The following is a 17,292-nucleotide window of genomic DNA, read 5'->3' on the forward strand; positions in this document are numbered from 1 at the left end:
GTAAAATCTCTTATTTTTTTGCAGCCGGCTGATAATCTCCTGGTACCATACCTGTTGAAATCGCCATTCGATTCCAACAGTTTATTGCATTAATTGCCATGATTAGATCAACAAATTGTTCTTCGTCGAAATATCTGCGTGTCACTTCATAGATATCCTCTGGCACACCTGCATCCGAGATTTTGGTCACAGCCTCTGTTAATGCGAGTGCAGCACGTTCCGATTTTGTATAGAACGGAGCTTCCCGCCATGCATTGAGCAAGTACAATCGTTGTTCCGTTTCTCCCATTGCTCGTGCATCTTTTGTATGCATATCAATGCAGAAGGCACAACCATTAATCTGCGAGGTGCGGATTTTAATCAATTCCACTAATTTTTGATCAAGACCACTTTTCTGCACATAGCCTTCCAACTTTAATAGTGTTTGTAATGAATCCGGGCGCACTTTCATATAATCCAATCTAATTTCCATTTGTCATTTCTCCTTTTATTTGGTTTAGATAACATCATTCATAAATTATGATTTTCACTGTTGTAGAATCTCTTATTTTTTTGCAGCCGGTTGATATTCACCAGGTATCATACCAGTTGAAATTGCCATTCGATTCCAACAATTAATACCATTAATAGCCATAATTAAATCAACAAATTGTTTTTCATCGAAATGTTTACGTACTTGTTCATACAATTCCTTCGGTACGCCAGCATCCGAAATTCTAGTCACAGCTTCCGTTAATGCGAGTGCAGCTCTCTCTGATTCTGTATAGAATGGAGCTTCTCGCCATGCATTGAGTAGGTACAATCGCTGTTCCGTCTCCCCCGCCGCAACTGCATCTTTCGTATGCATGTCAATGCAGAAGGCGCATCCATTGATTTGTGAGGCACGAATTTTAATCAGCTCCCACAGTTTGTGCTCAAGACCACTCTTCTGCACATACCCTTCCAATTTTAATAGTGTTTGCAATGATTCAGGGCGCACTTTCATATAGTCCAATCTGATTTCCATTTGTCATTTCTCCTTTTATTTGAATTAAATAACCTCATTTATGTTATTAATATCGCTCATTTATTGTGGACTTAAAGCGATAATTGCAAAGTTACATTACTGCGATTTTTTTTCACTTAACTAATCCTTCGCTTCATAATTTCGGGCAAGGCAATTCCGAACATCGTAATTCCTACACCGAACCATTGCAGCCAGTTGACTGATTCATTCAATACGAAATACGACATAATAACGGCCGCAGGTAGCTCAGCTGCACTCAAAATTGTAGCTAGACCACCGCCAACACGAGGTACGCCAATGGCGTAAAATAAAGGTGGAATGACGATCCCGAATAGTGCAAGCAGCAGAGCCCAAGGTAAAAGCATTTCGTGTAAAGATCCATTTATAAGAAAATGTGGTGGAAACAGAAACATGATGAGAACAAACGAACCAGATAACATAATTGCACTTCGTGTAATTGGAGCAATATTCTTGGCTGTTTTCCCGCTAAACCAAATGAATAGCGTATAAGTAACTGCAGACAAGAGGCCAAGTGAAACACCTATCCAGGATACTGCTTCATGGTCCCTACCTAGATAGCCGCTTGCCATAGTAATCCCAGCAAATAGAATGATTAGTGATAGAATCTTGTCTTTACCAGGACGTTTGCGTTCAACCAGTGCTTCCAATAAAATACCTATCCACGTAAATTGAAACAATAATATGATTGCAAATGAGGCTGAAATATACTGCAGAGCGGTATAATAAAAAATTCCCGTTAAACCTGTCGTAGTTCCTACAATCATAAGTGTAAGTACTTGGCGACGTGTTACTTTCATTTCTTTCGATGATGAAGTTTCTTTGGCCGACTTCGTAGTCAAAAATACCAATATCCACAGCATAATTACACCGAAAAGACTTTGACTGCCAACGACATCCCCAACATTAAAACCAGACTCATAAGCTTTTTTTACAAAGGTAGATAATAAACCATAACTGCAAGCTCCAGCTAAAACAAAGAAAATGTATTTCATGATGCCTCTTTGTGTTCTAAATTACCCAGTAGACTAATGGAGTTAATATGACTGATATGACTGAATACAAAGTCATCATTCAAACGCCACTTCGATCCGTAGCTCATCATTTTAGACTTATTGTCATTTGAAGAGGTGAAACCTAAATTACTGTTTAACCAATCCAAGTCTCCATGGTGGCGATATGATGAATTCGTTTGGATCATAGTCACACCTGATTTCAATAAATTTATGAAATTAGATTTACAAATTTTAGAAAGTTCGGGCTAATTCGTGCGCTTTTTTTATGGCATTTTCTCTGATCGTAGGTGCTTGATCTGGTGAAGCCCCCGTGCCCTCAATGTATATAACTTCAATCGAAGGGATGCCAATAAACTTGGATATCGCAGTCACATAGCGATGGCTAAATTCGAAACTTTCCCATGGTCCCTCAGATAGCACACTGCCAGAAGCCTGAATATGAAGTAACTTTTTATCAGATGCCAATCCAATAATACCTGTAGAAGTATACTTAACGGTTTTTCCTGCTACACATATTGCGTCAATATAGTCTTTCAATACGGATGGGAATAGAAAATTCCATACTGGATTGACGACAACGATTTTAGTTGCCGCCAGAAATTGATCTACAATTTCATTCAAGCGGGATACTTTAAACTTAGTACTCCTATTCAAATTTTCAAAAGATACACCGTTCTTTAATTGTTTCCAACCATCTAATACATCAGCGTCCAATTTAGGGATATCCATTTTAAAAAGATCTAAATGAATAATTTCATCGTTAGGGTTTACTTCCCTGTATGATTGGATGAACTCGTGCCCGACAGACAAGCTATGGGAAGCACTCATCTCTAGTGGGTGTGCGGTTACGTATAAAACGGTTGACATGACTTATCTCTCCTTCCGGTTAGCATAGTGTAATTTCCTCCATAAATATTAATTTTACTTAATAGATTATATCGTCGACTGAATTAATCGGCGATTAACCTTGTCCTTAATATATCTTTTTACTACATGGCTGTCAACCATTAATTTTCGAGGTATTTTGTTTAAATTAATTAATAACCTTTTACTTCCCAATACCTAATAACCCTATTTGACAAGAGACTTAAATCCACCTAAGATGATTTATATTAATAACTACAACTTTTATATTTAGAGAGCAGGTGTTTGCATGCAGTATAGTATTGGTGTTGAATATGGACTGCATTGCTTGGTATATTTAATTGATATTCCTCCGAACTCCAGTATTGGCATTAAAGACCTTGCTACTTTCCAAGGTATTTCGGAGAGCTATCTTTCGAAAATTTTCAGTAAATTAGCAAAGTCTGGAATTGTCAGTTCTGTTTCTGGTGTAAAAGGAGGCTATCGATTAGCCAAGCTTCCTGAAGATATTTCTTTTTGGGATGTAGTTGAAGCTGTGGAAGGGGCGACCCCCATTTTTCAATGTAAAAACATCAAAGACAATAGTTTTCTGTGTCTCGATGAAGACGTTGCCGCGTGCACTCGGGCCACCCCCTGCGTGATTAATCAAGCAATGCTCGAGGCTGAAGTTAGTATGCGCAATTCGCTGCGCAGTAAAACACTTAGCTGGCTGAATGAGGAACTCAAACGCGTACTAACCCCTCAGTCTCGCAAAAAGACCCATGAATATTTTGCTAATGTCAACCAAATTCCTGATGAAAAATTTATTGTCTAATACTAAACAACGCCTCTATTGCAAAAGGGAGATGCCGTAGCATCTCCCTTTGTAATATGTCCAATTCCCTGCTTCTAACTCCTTCTGACACCCACTACTCGATTACAATATTCATATACAAATCATCCCCCTAATTTTCTTGGAAAGAAATTTCAACGTAGATCAGATAACCATTTAACAGCTTCATTAATTTCACTGAAATTCAAAAGTTCATACGGAAGTTCCCCTAAACCTACTATGGTTCTATCCAAACTCATTTTGGCAATTGCGCGCTTAGGTAAAACAATGGCAATATGCCTAAGCCCAGCTCTATATGCCCGTTCCACAAACTGATGAGCTATCCACTTTTGATCTTCTTGATTGATTGCGGATCCGCTACGTACATCCATTAACATTTTTTCGCTTTTCTTTTGTTCTAACAGCTCAATTCCTTTGAGAAGAATTGTTTGAAACTTCTCACCGTACGAAAAACCGTTCCATTCTATTAATGATGCATGAATCTCTTCATTCCATAAAACTTGTCCATGTTCAGAACTGTAAAAAAGCATAAGAATTTTCCTCCAGTTAATATTTCCCTATCCATCGCATTGTATGATTACAAATCTTTGGCCTGTGTTTCCATAATCGAGTATCCGTTTAGAACACAGATCTAAACAAACGTTGGCGGCACGAAACCACCAAACTCCCTTTCAAGAAGTTCAGCGAACCGAATCGTTGTGCGATCCTCATACAATGGACCAACGATCTGTATGCCGATCGGCAGGTTTTCATTTGAATGTCCGATGGGAGCTACCGTTGCAGGAAGTCCTGGGATTGTTGCAATACCTGCCCACACTAGTTGGTCAGGATAATCGTAGTTCACTTCATTGATCATAATTTGACGGTGCCATATATCCGGTTTATGATCATGTTGAAAAGCAACCGTTGGCATTGCCGGGCAAAGAACAACGTCGAACTCAACAAATAATTCACTCCAACGTTGACGCAACTCTGCTCGTGCGTAATTGGCAGCAAGCCAGTCCCGATGACTCAGAGCCGATCCACGCGTGCGTTCCGCGGCAAGACTCAGATCCGTTGCATCAAGTTTCTTTGCTTCGTTTTGGAAGTACTCATATACTTCTGCAGGATAGTTGGCAGAAAAAGTCGAAAGTAGTAAGCGCATGTACAGTCGCGCAGCTTCCGTCTGATCTGGTAACAAAGAGCTATGTCTTACTACCTTAGTACCAACTTTGGTGAGTTGATCAGCAAGTCGATTGATTGATTCCTGTACGCTCAAATCCGACGGTATCAGGGGATGCGTGTCTAAAATAAGTACTCTGTAGTTTACCAGGCTATCATGCCTTGCTGGTGGCAATACGAGTTTGTAGGCAATGCCAAGAGATCTTTCTTCGGGAATGGATAAAATGTCAAGCAAAAGCGACAGATCGGTGGCGCTGCGTGCCATTGGCCCAATAACGCTGAGGTCTTGTTCAAATGCGAGAGGACGAGCTGGCGGTGCCGAATGACCGCGCGATGGCAGGAGCCCAAGTGTTGGCTTGTGCGCATAGACGCCGCAGTAATGTGCCGGACCCCGCAGTGAGCCAGCAATGTCGGAGCCAATCGAAAGTGCCCCATAGCCAGCAGCGAGGGCCGCAGCGGAACCACCAGATGAACCCCCAGGCGTACGGCTTAGGTCCCATGGATTATTCGTCGTTCCATAAACATCGTTATAGCTTTGCAGGTCACCTAATCCTAACGGAACATTCGTTTTGCCGAGAATTACAGCGCCAGCAGCCTTGAGGCGTGCAACAGCAACAGCATCTTCCGCTGCTACGAAATCCTTAAAATGTGGAATCCCCCAAGTTGTCGGCAACCCAGCAATGTTAAATGACTCTTTGACCGTCATCGGGATTCCTAGGAGTGGCCGCTCATCACCTCGTGCGCGTATTGCGTCAGCTTTACGCGCGACTGCAAGAGCCTCCTCAAAATCGGGTACGCAGATGGCATTAACTTTTTCATCGAAATCATTGATTCGATCAATTGCGGCTTGAGTGAGCTCAACAGAAGATACCTTACCTGCTGCCATATCCTTGGCCAGTTCGGTTGCACTTTTGTATGTGAAATTTGTAGTTTTCAATATACATCCCCCCTAGTATTACCTTTATCAACAATTACAACTAATTAAAACAATAGCATTAGTACATTTGTATTTAATCGCTTGCTACTTTTGATGCGTCACGTCTGTTTAGATGGCCCAACGTGTAGACAAGCAAAGTTAGTAACATTCCTCCTCCTCCGAAATAACCCAAAGTTTCAACTAGACCGTGATTTACAATTAAACCTCCTATATATGCCCCACCTGCGCTGCCTAGATAAATAGCTGACGCATTCAACGAGATCACAACACCGGCAGATTTTCCCCCAAGCGTCACTAATCTGGACTGCTGAGTCGGGATGTAAGCCCAGAGACAGCAACCATAAACGGCCATTAGAATCATTCCAACAGTTACTGCTCCAGAGAATGGCGAAGAGCCCGCCAAAACGGATAGTCCAATCAAAAGCAGAGCGGAACATGTTAATACAAGACTAAGTGTACGATGAGTGCCAATCTTATCCGATGCGTATCCTCCGAGACTACTGCCGAAAAAGCTGGTTATGCCCCAAATAAGTAAAACAAGCGTAATGGTAGATTCCGCTGCTCCCAAATTAATAAAGGTATTTGATACGTAAGTATAGAAGGTGAAAGCTCCACACGCCCACAGTAGTGTCATAAGTAGGGCGTTACCGATATTCGGCTGTGCGGCAACAGCTACCCTTTTTCGCAAAGACGGAACTTCTTGTGGAGCAAGTACAGGAAAACGCAAGCGGATAAGCAATGCCGCAATCAATGCCAGCAGAGTCACGAGCCAGAAAGCTGTTTGCCAATGAAATGCTTGCGCCATCCAAGCACCAAGTGGAACTCCGGTCGCTAACGCGATCGTCTGTCCTCCGATTACAATTGCCAATGCTCTGCCCCTTTGTTCCGGCTTTGCTAGCACTGATGCTGTTGTAGAAGCTGTTGGGACAAATATTGCCGCTCCAATTGAAGCGATTACTCTTCCGACCATAAAACCAGTGTAACTGTCCGCCAAACCGCAAATAAGATTACCAATAGCAAATATCAACATTGCGACTGCAAGTAACCTCCTACGCTCCCAATTACCTGTCAAGGTTGCAAGGATAGGGGAACCAATTGCATAAGTGAGTGAGAACACAGTTACGAACTGCCCTGCTGAGAATATAGATACATTTAAATCTCTTGCAATGGGTTGCAGTATGCCCGCAATCATAAAGGCTTCTGTGCTTGCTGCAAATGTTCCCAATGCTAATAAAAATAATTTTGCATTCATCAGTGAATACTCCCTTCATTTCAATAGAACTAAATCAGTTACATTGAAAAGCAAAAAAAACGAATGGAAACTCATAATGTTTTTTATTGTATGTACTACACAAATAATTAACGTCCGTTTAATGTACGGTTTAGTAGGTCCGCGACGGTTTTTTGGCTTAATTCACGTTTTATTGAGTTTTCTACGTCGATATAAACGTCTTGGAGCGCCGGCTGAATGCCTTGTGCAATATGGCAGGCCGGATTAAGAATGCTATGATGCATATCAAAAAGTGGTTTTGATTCCACAGCTTCAAAAACCTCTAGTAGCAAAATGTCACTTGCTTTACGTGCTAACTTCCATCCAGCATGATTGCCCCCGTGCTGAACAAGAACTAACTTCGCCTTCTTTAACAAGCTTAAAATGCGCCTGATAAATACAGCATTTGTGTTTACACTTGTAGCCATTTGTTCTGATGGAATCCATTCAATGTTATTCAATTGTTTATTCGCCAGCCAAGTCATAAGATGAAAGGCCACTGTTAATCGACTATTTGCACTCATTCTATCTCCTCTCTTCAATGTAACTAATTCAGTTCTATTTAGAGGTTAAACCTATTGAGCGCTTTTGTCAACAATTTGGCGGGAGGTTAATGATATGTTTGTTATATCTATGCAAATTTTGACTTTTCACCTGTGAGTTTTTAATTAGATGCTGCACTTCATTATTGCACCGATGAAGGAGCTAAATTTTATTCTTCTGCTTACTTTTAAGAACCGGTAAATGTATTAGAATATATAAATTAGATAATATTACATATACATACTTTTCATTGAAAGGGCTCAGCCACATGCATGATATTCAACAAAAGCTTTTTCCGAACATGCAGCAAAATGAAGATATGTTCCACTCTCTTTACGCTAACTGTTCGGATATCGTTTATCGCACTTTTCTCATCAGTGGTTCTATAAAAGCTCTACTTGTTTTCATTGATGGTTTATCTAACTGTGAACGTATCGAGGATTATGTTATCGATCCACTTATGCGGGGAGAACATGGAGCTTTTGAAAATATTGCTCAACTGGTCTCCAGCAAAATCCCCGTTTCACAAACGACGGAAGTCACCACATTTGCACAATGCATCGAACATCTTTCATTGGGGTGCCCGATTTTACTGTGGGATAATGAGGCATACGGTGCTGCTTTAAATTTGGCCAGTTGGGAGAAACGCGGGATTGAAGAGCCCGCTGCCGAAGCTGGAATTAGGGGGCCTCGTGAAGGCTTTACTGAAACATTGCGGACCAATACATCGCAAATACGTCGTATTATTAAAAGCCACTTACTTAGAACAGAAACATTAAAAATTGGTGAATATACTCGGACTAATATCATAATCGCATATATCGATGGTGTAGTTGATACTTCACTTGTTGAGGAAGTAAGAAGCCGATTAAGCAACATTCAGATCGACGGAATTCTGGAAAGTGAATACATCGAGGAAATGATTGAGGACCAGCCTTACTCTCCGTTCCCCCAACTACTCAGCACCGAACGGCCAGATGTTGTTTGCAGTTGTCTGTTAGAAGGACGTATTGCTATCTTGACGGAAGGGACACCTTTCGTTCTCGTCGCGCCAATCACGTTATTTTCTCTTTTTCAGTCGCATGAGGATTATTATCAACGCTTTATAATCTCCACCTTTATTCGTTGGCTCCGATACTGCTTTATTCTGATCTCTCTGTTGCTACCGTCGCTATATGTCGCCATACTGACGTTTCATCAGGAGATGGTGCCAGGTTCTTTGCTGATTAGTATGGCTAGCTCGCGGGAAGCAGTTCCTTTCTCCGCGCTCATCGAAGCGTTAATTATGGAAATTGCATTTGAAGCTATGCGGGAAGCTGGAGTGCGTTTGCCGAAGCAAGTAGGCGCTGCTGTCAGTATCGTCGGGGCGCTCGTTATTGGACAAGCAGCAGTGCATGCAGGACTTGTATCTGCGCCGATGGTAATTGTCGTTGCGATAACTGGTATTGCTTCTTTTATGATTCCACGCTACATCGCAGGGATTGCTGTACGAATACTACGCTTTCCGTTAATTTTTTTAGCGGGATCTCTTGGGCTGCTTGGTATTATGATGGGAATTATAGCGATCGTTCTCCATTTAAGTAGCTTACGCTCATTAGGCGTTCCTTACTTATCAACTTTAACAACTCCCAAAACAAATGAAATGAATGATGTTCTGATCAGAGCTCCTTGGTGGAAGCTAAGCATGCGTTTTCGGCGTCATAATCCGTAGGATGGTGAATGTCTATGTTAGAAAGAGGAAAAATTTCCTCATTACAAATGGCTATAATAATGTATCCGACTATACTCGCTACAGGCTTTATTGTTCTGCCGAGTATCACCGCCCAAGGAGCCCATAACGATTTCTGGTTAACAGGACTTATCCCCATCTTATCAGGAATTATTGCCATACTAGTTTCGACTCGACTGCACGAGTTTTACCCACAACAAACAGTTATTCAGGCCAGTGAACAAATTCTGGGCAAAATAGCAGGTAAAATCATTGGTATGGGTTACTTATTGTTCTTTCTTATTAATTCTGGATTTATTGTTAGAGAATATGCTGATTTCGTTAAAGGCAATTTTCTGTTTAAAACCCCACTTTTGCTCATTATTTCCGTCTTCATATTACTTGCTGCAATAGCTGTACGCGGAGGATTGGAGATGCTTACCAGAAGCTCCGTATTATTCACGATTATTTTTTGCTTTCCTCTATTCTTTCTATTGCTTTTAATCCCTGAGTTGGACCTAAGAAATATTTTTCCATTCCTGCATCATGGTATCACACCTGTTATTAAATCAGCGGCCACGCCTATAGCTTGGACGTCTGAGTTTTTTTTAATTACGTTTTTCCTGCCTTGTTTAACAGACCCTGCAAAGGCGAAGAAGTTCGTGTTAATATCGCTCCTTACAGTCATTATGAGTTTAACATATGTAAACCTGATTACTTTATTTCTGCTTGGAACGGATATAGGCAACAAATCATACCCCATCTTGGTAGCATTCCGTTATATCCGTATCGGTAATTTCTTCGAAAATCTGGAGTCCCTCCTTCTCGCGATGTGGATTGTCGGAAACTTTGTGAAAATTGGAGTATTTTACTATGCTACCGTGCTTACATGCGCGCAGAATTTTCAATTGTCGGATTACAGATCAACGGTATTCCCTATTGGGATTCTTATTATCGTTTTCAGCCTGTTAAGTTTGCCAAGTTTATCTGTCTTAGTATTTTATATTAAGTATGTGGCTCCATTCTATATAGTCATATATATGATCCTCATCCCTGTTCTTCTGCTTTTTATTGCTAAGCTACGTAAGTCTTTTAATAGGGAGTCTGCCCGATGAAAGCATTTAGAAAGTTGAGCATTTCGATTCTGTCAGTCTTCATACTAGGGGGTTGCTGGGACCGTGTGCAAATCAATGATCTAGCACTCATTACCGCTCTAGCCATTGACCAGGCGGAGGACAATCTCATACAGGTGACTGTACAAATCGTTATACCAAAGAACCACGGTGGGGGTGGTCAAGGGACTGGAGGCGGTAATGGCTCTAACAAAACTACCATACGATCGGAAAAAGGATTCGATATCTCTGAGGCTCTTTCCAAACTTCAAGGACAAATTCCCCGAAGACTGTTCTGGGGGCAATGTAAAATATTCATTTTCGGTGAGACCTTCGCAAAAGCTGGGATCAAGGAGCAGTTCGATTTCTTAGTTCGCCATCCTCAGACAAGAGAAAGAGCTTATATGTTTGTCAGCAAAGGAAAAGCAAAGGAAGCCCTGGAATTGTTTCCACCGATCGAGGGTACGTCAGCTGATGTACTAAATAAATTATCCGACTTGCAATTTGGAATGCGGGTCACCATGGAGCAATTGAGTATCATGTTAAAAGGGGATGCCCAAGCGGCAGCTCTTCCAATAATACATATTCTTCCAAAAGCCGAATCAGCAGAGTCAAATCAAACAATTCCATATCTACTTGGTACCGCGGTTTTTAAAAAGGACAAAATGGTCGGAGATCTTTCAGAAAAAGTAACTCGCGACCTTTCATGGCTTAAGAGTGGTACAAAAGAAGGCACTGCTTACTTCAAGGTTACGGATAACGGAGGTTCGGTCTCACTAAAACCGGTCAAAACTCATGTAAAGTTAATTCCGAAAATAGAAGGTGATACTTGGAAGATGTACATCAAAGTACGGTCAGAAGGAGATATTATTGTTCAGAACACTACACTTTTGAATCCTGTGAACCCAGATTTGATAGCCATCATGGATAAAGCGTTCGAGAATGACATAAGAAAACGTATGCAGGCTGCTCTTCAAGAGATTCAGAAACGATGGAAAACGGACATTCTCGATTTCTCCAAGACATTTCATCGCAAATATCCAGAACAGTGGGAAAAGGTAAAAGACCATTGGGAAGAAGTGTTCCCTAAAATTGAAATACATACGGAGATTGAAGCACGGATTCTTAGGCAAGGACGCATCAACTCACCTGGTGGGATACCTAAAGAGGAGACGAGGCAATGAGATGGAGCTTATTCTGCATCGTAACGATCGCCATGATTCTAATCTCGTTATTCGAATGGCCGAAACTGAAGCAAAAACCGAAAAGAGACAAAGCTGTATTCATAATGTTACTCCTCACTGGTTGGGTTTTATCGATGTTCGATCTGCCCAATACACCAGGTCCAACGAGTATTTTTAAAATTGTCTTTAAACCACTCCGTGGACTAATCGAATAGTAAATGGGTTGATATCAGAGGAACTCAAAAGGTGATTCTAACCTTCTTCCCCCTCACGCTTCAATCAGAATATCCATCCGATAATCTTAAAGTGCTTATCTATAAATAATCCCAGATTGACAGGGATCTAAATCACTCTCGTTTGTGTCTGCGGACATTCTCTGTGTGACTGTGTTTATTAGTTGCGTATAATATGAAATTACCCGTTTAATGTACGATCCAGCAAATCTGCAACGGATTTTTGACTAAATGAACGTCTTATAGAATCTTCCACATCGTCGTAAACGTCTCGAAGTGCCGGTTGAATACCTTGAGCAATATGGCATGCCGGGTTCAGAATGCTATGGTGCATATCAAAGAGCGGCTTTGTCTCCAATGCTTCGAATACCTCAAGCAGCAAAATGTCGCTTGCTTTACGAGCCAACTTCCAACCTGCTTGTTTGCCCCCATGCTGCACTTGGACTAGATTAGCCTTCTTCAGTACGCTTAAGATGCGTCTAATAAATACTGGATTAGTATTTACACTGATAGCCATTTGTTCCGATGGAACCCATTCAACGTTATTCAATTGTTTGTTCGCCAGCCAAGTCATAAGATGAAAGGCTACTGTTAATCGACTATTTGCACTCATTCTATCTCCTTTTCGTAATATAATTATTTTAATTGTTTTTACACTAATGCTATTAAGCGGTTTTGTCAATTAACGGCTACTCCAACTGTTAATGGCTCATTAGACAATATGGAACCTATCTTCAAGCTTCTACATATTGAAAGCGGTGTATTAATGCTCAACATATCATTCTTACTAATTAATTTCTGGCAGTAACTTACCAGAAAATTTCATATTTCTTCACTAACATACTCATCAACTGTAAGATTAGTTACATATAGCATCTGATTCCTTAATTTAGATTTTGTTAAGAATAGTCTTATTTTGAACATTCCCTAAAGTGTTAGGGTAAAGATATATATTGAAAACTTTCTACTCCGAGAACGCCAAAAAAGGCGGTCCGCTATAAACAGCGTACTGCCTTCTTCTTAGAAAAATCCTAATTTGAATCTGCTTCAGTTGATCGATCATACCATGCGTTGAGTTCTTCCATTCGTCGTTTACTATAAGCATCGCGAATTGAATAAGCTGATTGAGATCCAACTGGAAGTCGAAGCGGAGCATTTCCTTCTTTGATTACAGAATTAATATATTGAACAGCTTTGGCTGGTTCTCCAATTTTGATGTTTGATAAGTTTTTTTCATAAGCTTCGTAGTACGGGATATACTCCGGCTTTTTTTCTGTCTGTTCTAAGGAATGCCCAAGAAATTCAGTCGCAAAAACTGCCGGCTCGACAATCGTTGTCTTAATGCCAAAGCTTGCAAATTCTATCGCGAATGCTTCAGAGAAGCCTTCAACTGCAATCTTAGAGGCGGCATACAGGCTGAAAGGTGGGAAGGAAACTGCTCCGAAGAAAGACGAGAAATTAATATAGTGTCCAAATCCCTGATGTTTAAATACGGGAAGCGTTGCACGAATGACGTCCAATACGCCAAATACATTAACGTCAAATTGTTTCCGAATTTGTTCTTCCGTATATACCTCCAGCATGCCGAACAGTCCGTATCCCGAATTGTTTACGACTATATCAATTTTTCCGAATATAGCAACAGCTTCTTGAATTTGATCCACTTTGGTAACGTCGAGGGCAGCAAGATGTACACGATCCGGTGCCAACGCTTTAAAATCTTGAATGGCTTCAAGTTTGCGCGCTGTAGCGACTACTCTATCACCAGCTTGAAGGAGTTGCTCTACAAAATGGCGACCAAATCCTGTTGAAGTTCCTGTAATAAACCACACTTTACTCATTATTTATATCTCCTTTTTTGTCTATATATTTAGAAATTTTTGAATTGGATTTAAACGTTTCGTAGATAATATTATCCATATTTCAATTGCTGTTTTAGCTCACAATAAATATTGAGAACAATCATTCTAATAACTGCAAAAAATAAAGTCCCATTTAGAGAGCTAGCCTAGACATAGCAAAACCAGCTATGCGGTGAAGCTTCACTTTGTCAGTTGAGGTTCGGGCGAGTACACGCAAACCAAGCATTGTGTTGCGAACTCACCTCTTTCCTGTCCACCCTGAATCAGTTCTGCTAGAAGTTTCTCCACCGTATCGAAGCTTTCTAAGGTCTTGAAACCCACTTCGTGATCCCATGGAGCCACCTCTACCGCCATATTGACAAGCAAGCAACCCGGAGGTTTATCATCGGCCCCTTCAATCATAAAATCAAACAGAAAACTAACTGCTTGATTAGTCGGCTGCCGCGCTTTTCGATTCCACTAACTACTAACTATACAAAACAGTAGCCGTCTATTAAGCTATAGTTCCTCGTTAGATTCCTGTAGATGGATAAATTTCAGCTTTGTAACGAAAACATCAAAGAGTCCCTTCATTGGAACAGGTTGAGAAGGCTTTAATGATGCAATCGGTGGAGATATTGATGGAGCCCTGCGGCTTCTAGACTGGAAGCGTCACTGCTTTTATGTGAAAGATGATTATGAAAGAGAAGTTATGTCGAAAGTATTTAGGTACTGCACTAATGTTATAGAATAAAAATTAAGCCTGGGGATGCCCTAGGCTTTCGCTTATTCCAACAGGTTTCAAATCCGTGTCTAACAAACGTTCTTATTAAACAAAAAGGGCAGTTTGAATCTAAAAAGTTCATATTTCAACTAAAAGAGGCAACAGGTTAGTGCTGGTTGCCTCAAATATTTCAATTATTAATGCATAATGCAATCGGTACTTAATTCCCAATTCCGGTATCCTCAAAATCAATCTCGAATCTTTTTATTTGTTACTAAAACTTCCTGAATTCTCTTTTTTGACGTTTCCTTATATAGAAATCTAGCCCGTCCGTCCTTATAGTGACTAACAATATCCGGAAGTATGTTATGTTCTTTGAGCAAGCGATGAAGTCGTTTTTCTCCAATTTTAAACACTTTAAGTAAATCCGAAAAAAAATATCCCTTCTCTGTTAGATTCCTTTCTTTATGGGCTATCAAACATTTATAAAGTTTATCGTTATTAAGATATATTTCACGAAGTGTTACCTCTGAGTTTTGACGAACAGGTATTAATACACCAGATAAAATAAGTTGTATAAGCGATACAATTGATAGGTTAAATATTGTGTACTTTATCAATGCATCATGGAAACTAATGTAATCAGAAGGAATACTTTTTACTAATTCCCCTCTACAACGTGCAACTAATTCTTTAACTTCATCAAGATTTATCCGTTTTGATTTTCCAGAGTATTTCAAACTTACTTCAAATAAATCAGAACGAATTAGACTTTCCAAAGAAGCAGCATGTATGCCAAGGATAAGGGCGGCTTCTTTTTTTGTTATCCATCTTTTCTCTTCCTTGAGGTACATGTCGAGGGTAGTCTGATCAATATAATATTCATTTCTCTTACTTTGATTCATTTGAACCAAGTTGTTCTTTGCTAGGCGAAACATTTTCCCATAAGTAACCCCTTTTTCAATTTTAACTTCCTCGCGGCGAATTATCTTTCGTTTCTGAAGTAATTTAGGCTCCTCCCTAAAAACCCCAAAGTCCCTTCTAATTATTCCACTTTCTAATTTCTGAATGCAGTATTGATGAAATGCATCTCTTATTTCAGTAAAACAATCACGTTTTACTACTGTTTCAAAATGCTGAAATGCACCATATCTTTTCATACCTTTATACTTTGCTATAAATAAATCAAGTACATAATAAAAATGATTAGGGAAGTTAGTGTACAACCAATCGGCATTAGAGAAAGCTATAGCAAGATTGATGCTACTCTTCGTCTTATATTTGCGATTATGAAAAATATCCATATTATCCTGGCTAAAACCAGTAAAATCTTTAAATCCATCTAAGAACCTGATGCTGGCAAAAACTAGTTCTATGTAATCGTTTGCTTCCAAGTCAAAGACAACTGACTTTTCTCTAAAAATTAGTGTTTTTTTAAGATTTAATTGCGAATTTGAAAATATATCACATTGAATTTGATCAATACTGAGACGGTTAAGTGGTGATAAGCAAAAAATACAACTTTGCTGAATGAAACTAAAATAGTCTAAAGGCTTGCTACAAGTACCACAACCTTCTTGAAGGATTACAAAATGTTTAGTACACATTTTTAAAGGTAATATACACCACTCTAGTTGATGATAAAAATTTTCTTGAATACATAGTGGGCAAAATTTGAGATTATTTTTTTGGATTAATTTATTACACCAAGAATCGTTTAAAACCCCTAAAATACTCTTTGTATTGTTCATATAAGTAAAATCTCTTTTTCTATTCCACGGGCAGATTCTATAAAAGATTTCGTCAGAAACTTCATTATTCAGTAGTTGTGCATATGTAAGTTCTAGTTCCCTTAAATAGTTTGAATTAGGCATGAAATGATTACTTTTAAATAGACGAAACAAATATCCTGACATGCTCTCATTATGAAATTGTTTTGGACGTTTTGGCATAATAGAACTTACTTCCATTACTTTTTCTTCCTTTTGCGCTCTTTAATCTGTTTCTTTATTTTATCTAGTTGTTGATAGTATTCATCTAATTTCTCAGAATCAGCCACTTGATGTTGTATTTGGAGCGCAATATCTAAACAACCATTTTCTAAGGTGATTAAAAGATAGTCTTCACTTACTGTGTCCACATACACCTTAAGCATGCGTGTGTTTGCTGTCGATTGAAACCATTGATTTCTTATCGCCCAATGACATGAATAATACATATCCTTGTACTTAATGCCTTTCTCAGTTATTTCGGACATTGCAGGAATGAATAAATTGATGAGCTCGCTATTAATTGTCTCCATATGAATCCCTCCTATGAATCTATTATTACTAGAGTTGCCATATTGACTAGAAATGATACGTATACATAACAATTTATTTATTTTGTTATTTTAACAAACATGTTTTTCTTTATTAATGTTGTCTACACTTTTTATGAGGTGTAGACAATGACAGATCGAGAACAGGTACTGCTGGGAAAACGTATTCGTGATTTAAGAAAAGCAAAAGGGTACTCTCAAGAATATCTAGCCGAGATTTCCGGTTTTCATTACACTTACATTGGTGGACTTGAACGAGCACAAAAAAATGTCACACTTGCTAATTTAATAAAAATTGCAAATGCTCTAGAAGTTGGGATTTATGACTTATTTGAATATACGAAATTAAATTTTTCTACAGATAAAAAAACTTCTGACATCGAAAAAATTTTAGATGCACTGATTAAACTTCCAGGTAAGGATGTTAAAAAAATTAAAGATTTTGTATATAACATGTTTGAAGACAAAATATAAGCGGTGGCTTAAATGCCACCGCTTATCTTATAAGATCGGGATTAATTAA

The 17,292-nt window shown here is 39.4% G+C and carries 18 protein-coding genes; 6 read left to right on the forward strand and 12 right to left on the reverse strand.

Annotated elements, in window-relative coordinates; translation table 11 throughout:
• Window positions 1-10: 10 nt before the first annotated feature.
• From GON05_RS33430 to GON05_RS33445, 4 genes are all read right to left on the reverse strand, one after another.
• A complete protein-coding gene (locus GON05_RS33430) occupies window positions 11-472 on the reverse strand; it encodes a carboxymuconolactone decarboxylase family protein (protein ID WP_157325652.1) in 462 nt (153 codons plus the stop codon).
• 72 nt (window positions 473-544) lie between these two features.
• The gene (locus GON05_RS33435) at window positions 545-1,006 is read right to left on the reverse strand and encodes a carboxymuconolactone decarboxylase family protein (protein ID WP_157325654.1); all 462 of its coding nucleotides are present in this window, start codon (window positions 1,004-1,006) and stop codon (window positions 545-547) included.
• Window positions 1,007-1,122: 116 nt separating this feature from the next.
• Window positions 1,123-2,019 (reverse strand): EamA family transporter, encoded by an 897-nt coding sequence (locus GON05_RS33440; protein ID WP_157325656.1) that lies wholly within the window; start codon window positions 2,017-2,019, stop codon window positions 1,123-1,125.
• A gap of 252 nt (window positions 2,020-2,271) precedes the next feature.
• Window positions 2,272-2,907 (reverse strand): FMN-dependent NADH-azoreductase, encoded by a 636-nt coding sequence (locus GON05_RS33445; protein ID WP_157325658.1) that lies wholly within the window; start codon window positions 2,905-2,907, stop codon window positions 2,272-2,274.
• Window positions 2,908-3,193: 286 nt separating this feature from the next.
• On the opposite strand from GON05_RS33445, the gene GON05_RS33450 reads away from it, so the two are divergent.
• A complete protein-coding gene (locus tag GON05_RS33450; protein WP_157325660.1) occupies window positions 3,194-3,718 on the forward strand; it encodes an RrF2 family transcriptional regulator in 525 nt (174 codons plus the stop codon).
• 152 nt (window positions 3,719-3,870) lie between these two features.
• Here GON05_RS33450 and GON05_RS33455 read toward each other — a convergent pair whose 3' ends face one another.
• From GON05_RS33455 to GON05_RS33470, 4 genes are all read right to left on the reverse strand, one after another.
• Complete coding sequence (locus tag GON05_RS33455; RefSeq protein WP_157325662.1) at window positions 3,871-4,266, reverse strand: hypothetical protein; 396 nt, start codon at window positions 4,264-4,266, stop codon at window positions 3,871-3,873.
• A 101-nt stretch (window positions 4,267-4,367) separates the two neighbouring features.
• Window positions 4,368-5,834 (reverse strand): amidase, encoded by a 1,467-nt coding sequence (locus GON05_RS33460; protein WP_157325664.1) that lies wholly within the window; start codon window positions 5,832-5,834, stop codon window positions 4,368-4,370.
• 73 nt (window positions 5,835-5,907) lie between these two features.
• Window positions 5,908-7,086 carry an MFS transporter gene (locus GON05_RS33465; protein WP_157325666.1) on the reverse strand — a complete coding sequence of 393 codons (1,179 nt, stop codon included), beginning with the start codon at window positions 7,084-7,086 and terminating at the stop codon, window positions 5,908-5,910.
• A gap of 107 nt (window positions 7,087-7,193) precedes the next feature.
• On the reverse strand, window positions 7,194-7,628 hold the full coding sequence (locus GON05_RS33470) for an Rrf2 family transcriptional regulator (RefSeq protein ID WP_157325668.1): 435 nt from the start codon (window positions 7,626-7,628) through the stop codon (window positions 7,194-7,196).
• A 287-nt stretch (window positions 7,629-7,915) separates the two neighbouring features.
• On the opposite strand from GON05_RS33470, the gene GON05_RS33475 reads away from it, so the two are divergent.
• Genes GON05_RS33475 through GON05_RS33490 form a run of 4 tightly spaced genes read left to right on the forward strand, consistent with a single transcriptional unit; the run spans window position 7,916 to window position 11,866 of the window.
• Entirely contained in the window at window positions 7,916-9,358 is a 1,443-nt protein-coding gene (locus tag GON05_RS33475; protein WP_157325669.1) for a spore germination protein, read from the forward strand.
• A gap of 8 nt (window positions 9,359-9,366) precedes the next feature.
• On the forward strand, window positions 9,367-10,470 hold the full coding sequence (locus GON05_RS33480) for a GerAB/ArcD/ProY family transporter (RefSeq protein ID WP_246239647.1): 1,104 nt from the start codon (window positions 9,367-9,369) through the stop codon (window positions 10,468-10,470).
• On the forward strand, window positions 10,467-11,651 hold the full coding sequence (locus tag GON05_RS33485) for a Ger(x)C family spore germination protein (RefSeq protein WP_157325672.1): 1,185 nt from the start codon (window positions 10,467-10,469) through the stop codon (window positions 11,649-11,651). Before GON05_RS33480 ends, GON05_RS33485 begins: the two co-directional genes overlap by 4 nt.
• Window positions 11,648-11,866, forward strand: a complete 219-nt coding sequence (locus GON05_RS33490) for a hypothetical protein (protein WP_157325674.1) — start codon at window positions 11,648-11,650, stop codon at window positions 11,864-11,866. Before GON05_RS33485 ends, GON05_RS33490 begins: the two co-directional genes overlap by 4 nt.
• A 199-nt stretch (window positions 11,867-12,065) precedes the next feature.
• Here the strand turns inward: GON05_RS33490 and GON05_RS33495 are convergent, their stop codons facing one another.
• The 4 genes from GON05_RS33495 to GON05_RS33510 form a co-directional block, all read right to left on the reverse strand.
• Window positions 12,066-12,497 (reverse strand): Rrf2 family transcriptional regulator, encoded by a 432-nt coding sequence (locus GON05_RS33495; RefSeq protein WP_157325676.1) that lies wholly within the window; start codon window positions 12,495-12,497, stop codon window positions 12,066-12,068.
• A gap of 418 nt (window positions 12,498-12,915) precedes the next feature.
• The gene (locus tag GON05_RS33500) at window positions 12,916-13,725 is read right to left on the reverse strand and encodes an SDR family NAD(P)-dependent oxidoreductase (RefSeq protein WP_157325683.1); all 810 of its coding nucleotides are present in this window, start codon (window positions 13,723-13,725) and stop codon (window positions 12,916-12,918) included.
• A 972-nt stretch (window positions 13,726-14,697) separates the two neighbouring features.
• Window positions 14,698-16,419: a TniQ family protein gene (locus GON05_RS33505; protein WP_157325684.1), complete on the reverse strand. Its 1,722-nt coding sequence runs from the start codon at window positions 16,417-16,419 to the stop codon at window positions 14,698-14,700.
• On the reverse strand, window positions 16,419-16,751 hold the full coding sequence (locus tag GON05_RS33510) for a hypothetical protein (protein ID WP_157325686.1): 333 nt from the start codon (window positions 16,749-16,751) through the stop codon (window positions 16,419-16,421). The genes GON05_RS33505 and GON05_RS33510 overlap by 1 nt, the downstream gene beginning before the upstream one ends.
• Before the next feature lie 147 nt (window positions 16,752-16,898).
• On the opposite strand from GON05_RS33510, the gene GON05_RS33515 reads away from it, so the two are divergent.
• Window positions 16,899-17,243, forward strand: a complete 345-nt coding sequence (locus GON05_RS33515) for a helix-turn-helix domain-containing protein (protein WP_157325688.1) — start codon at window positions 16,899-16,901, stop codon at window positions 17,241-17,243.
• Window positions 17,244-17,292: the final 49 nt, after the last annotated feature.

The organism is Paenibacillus anseongensis (assembly GCF_009757995.1).
GTDB lineage: Bacteria > Bacillota > Bacilli > Paenibacillales > NBRC-103111 > Paenibacillus_E > Paenibacillus_E chondroitinus.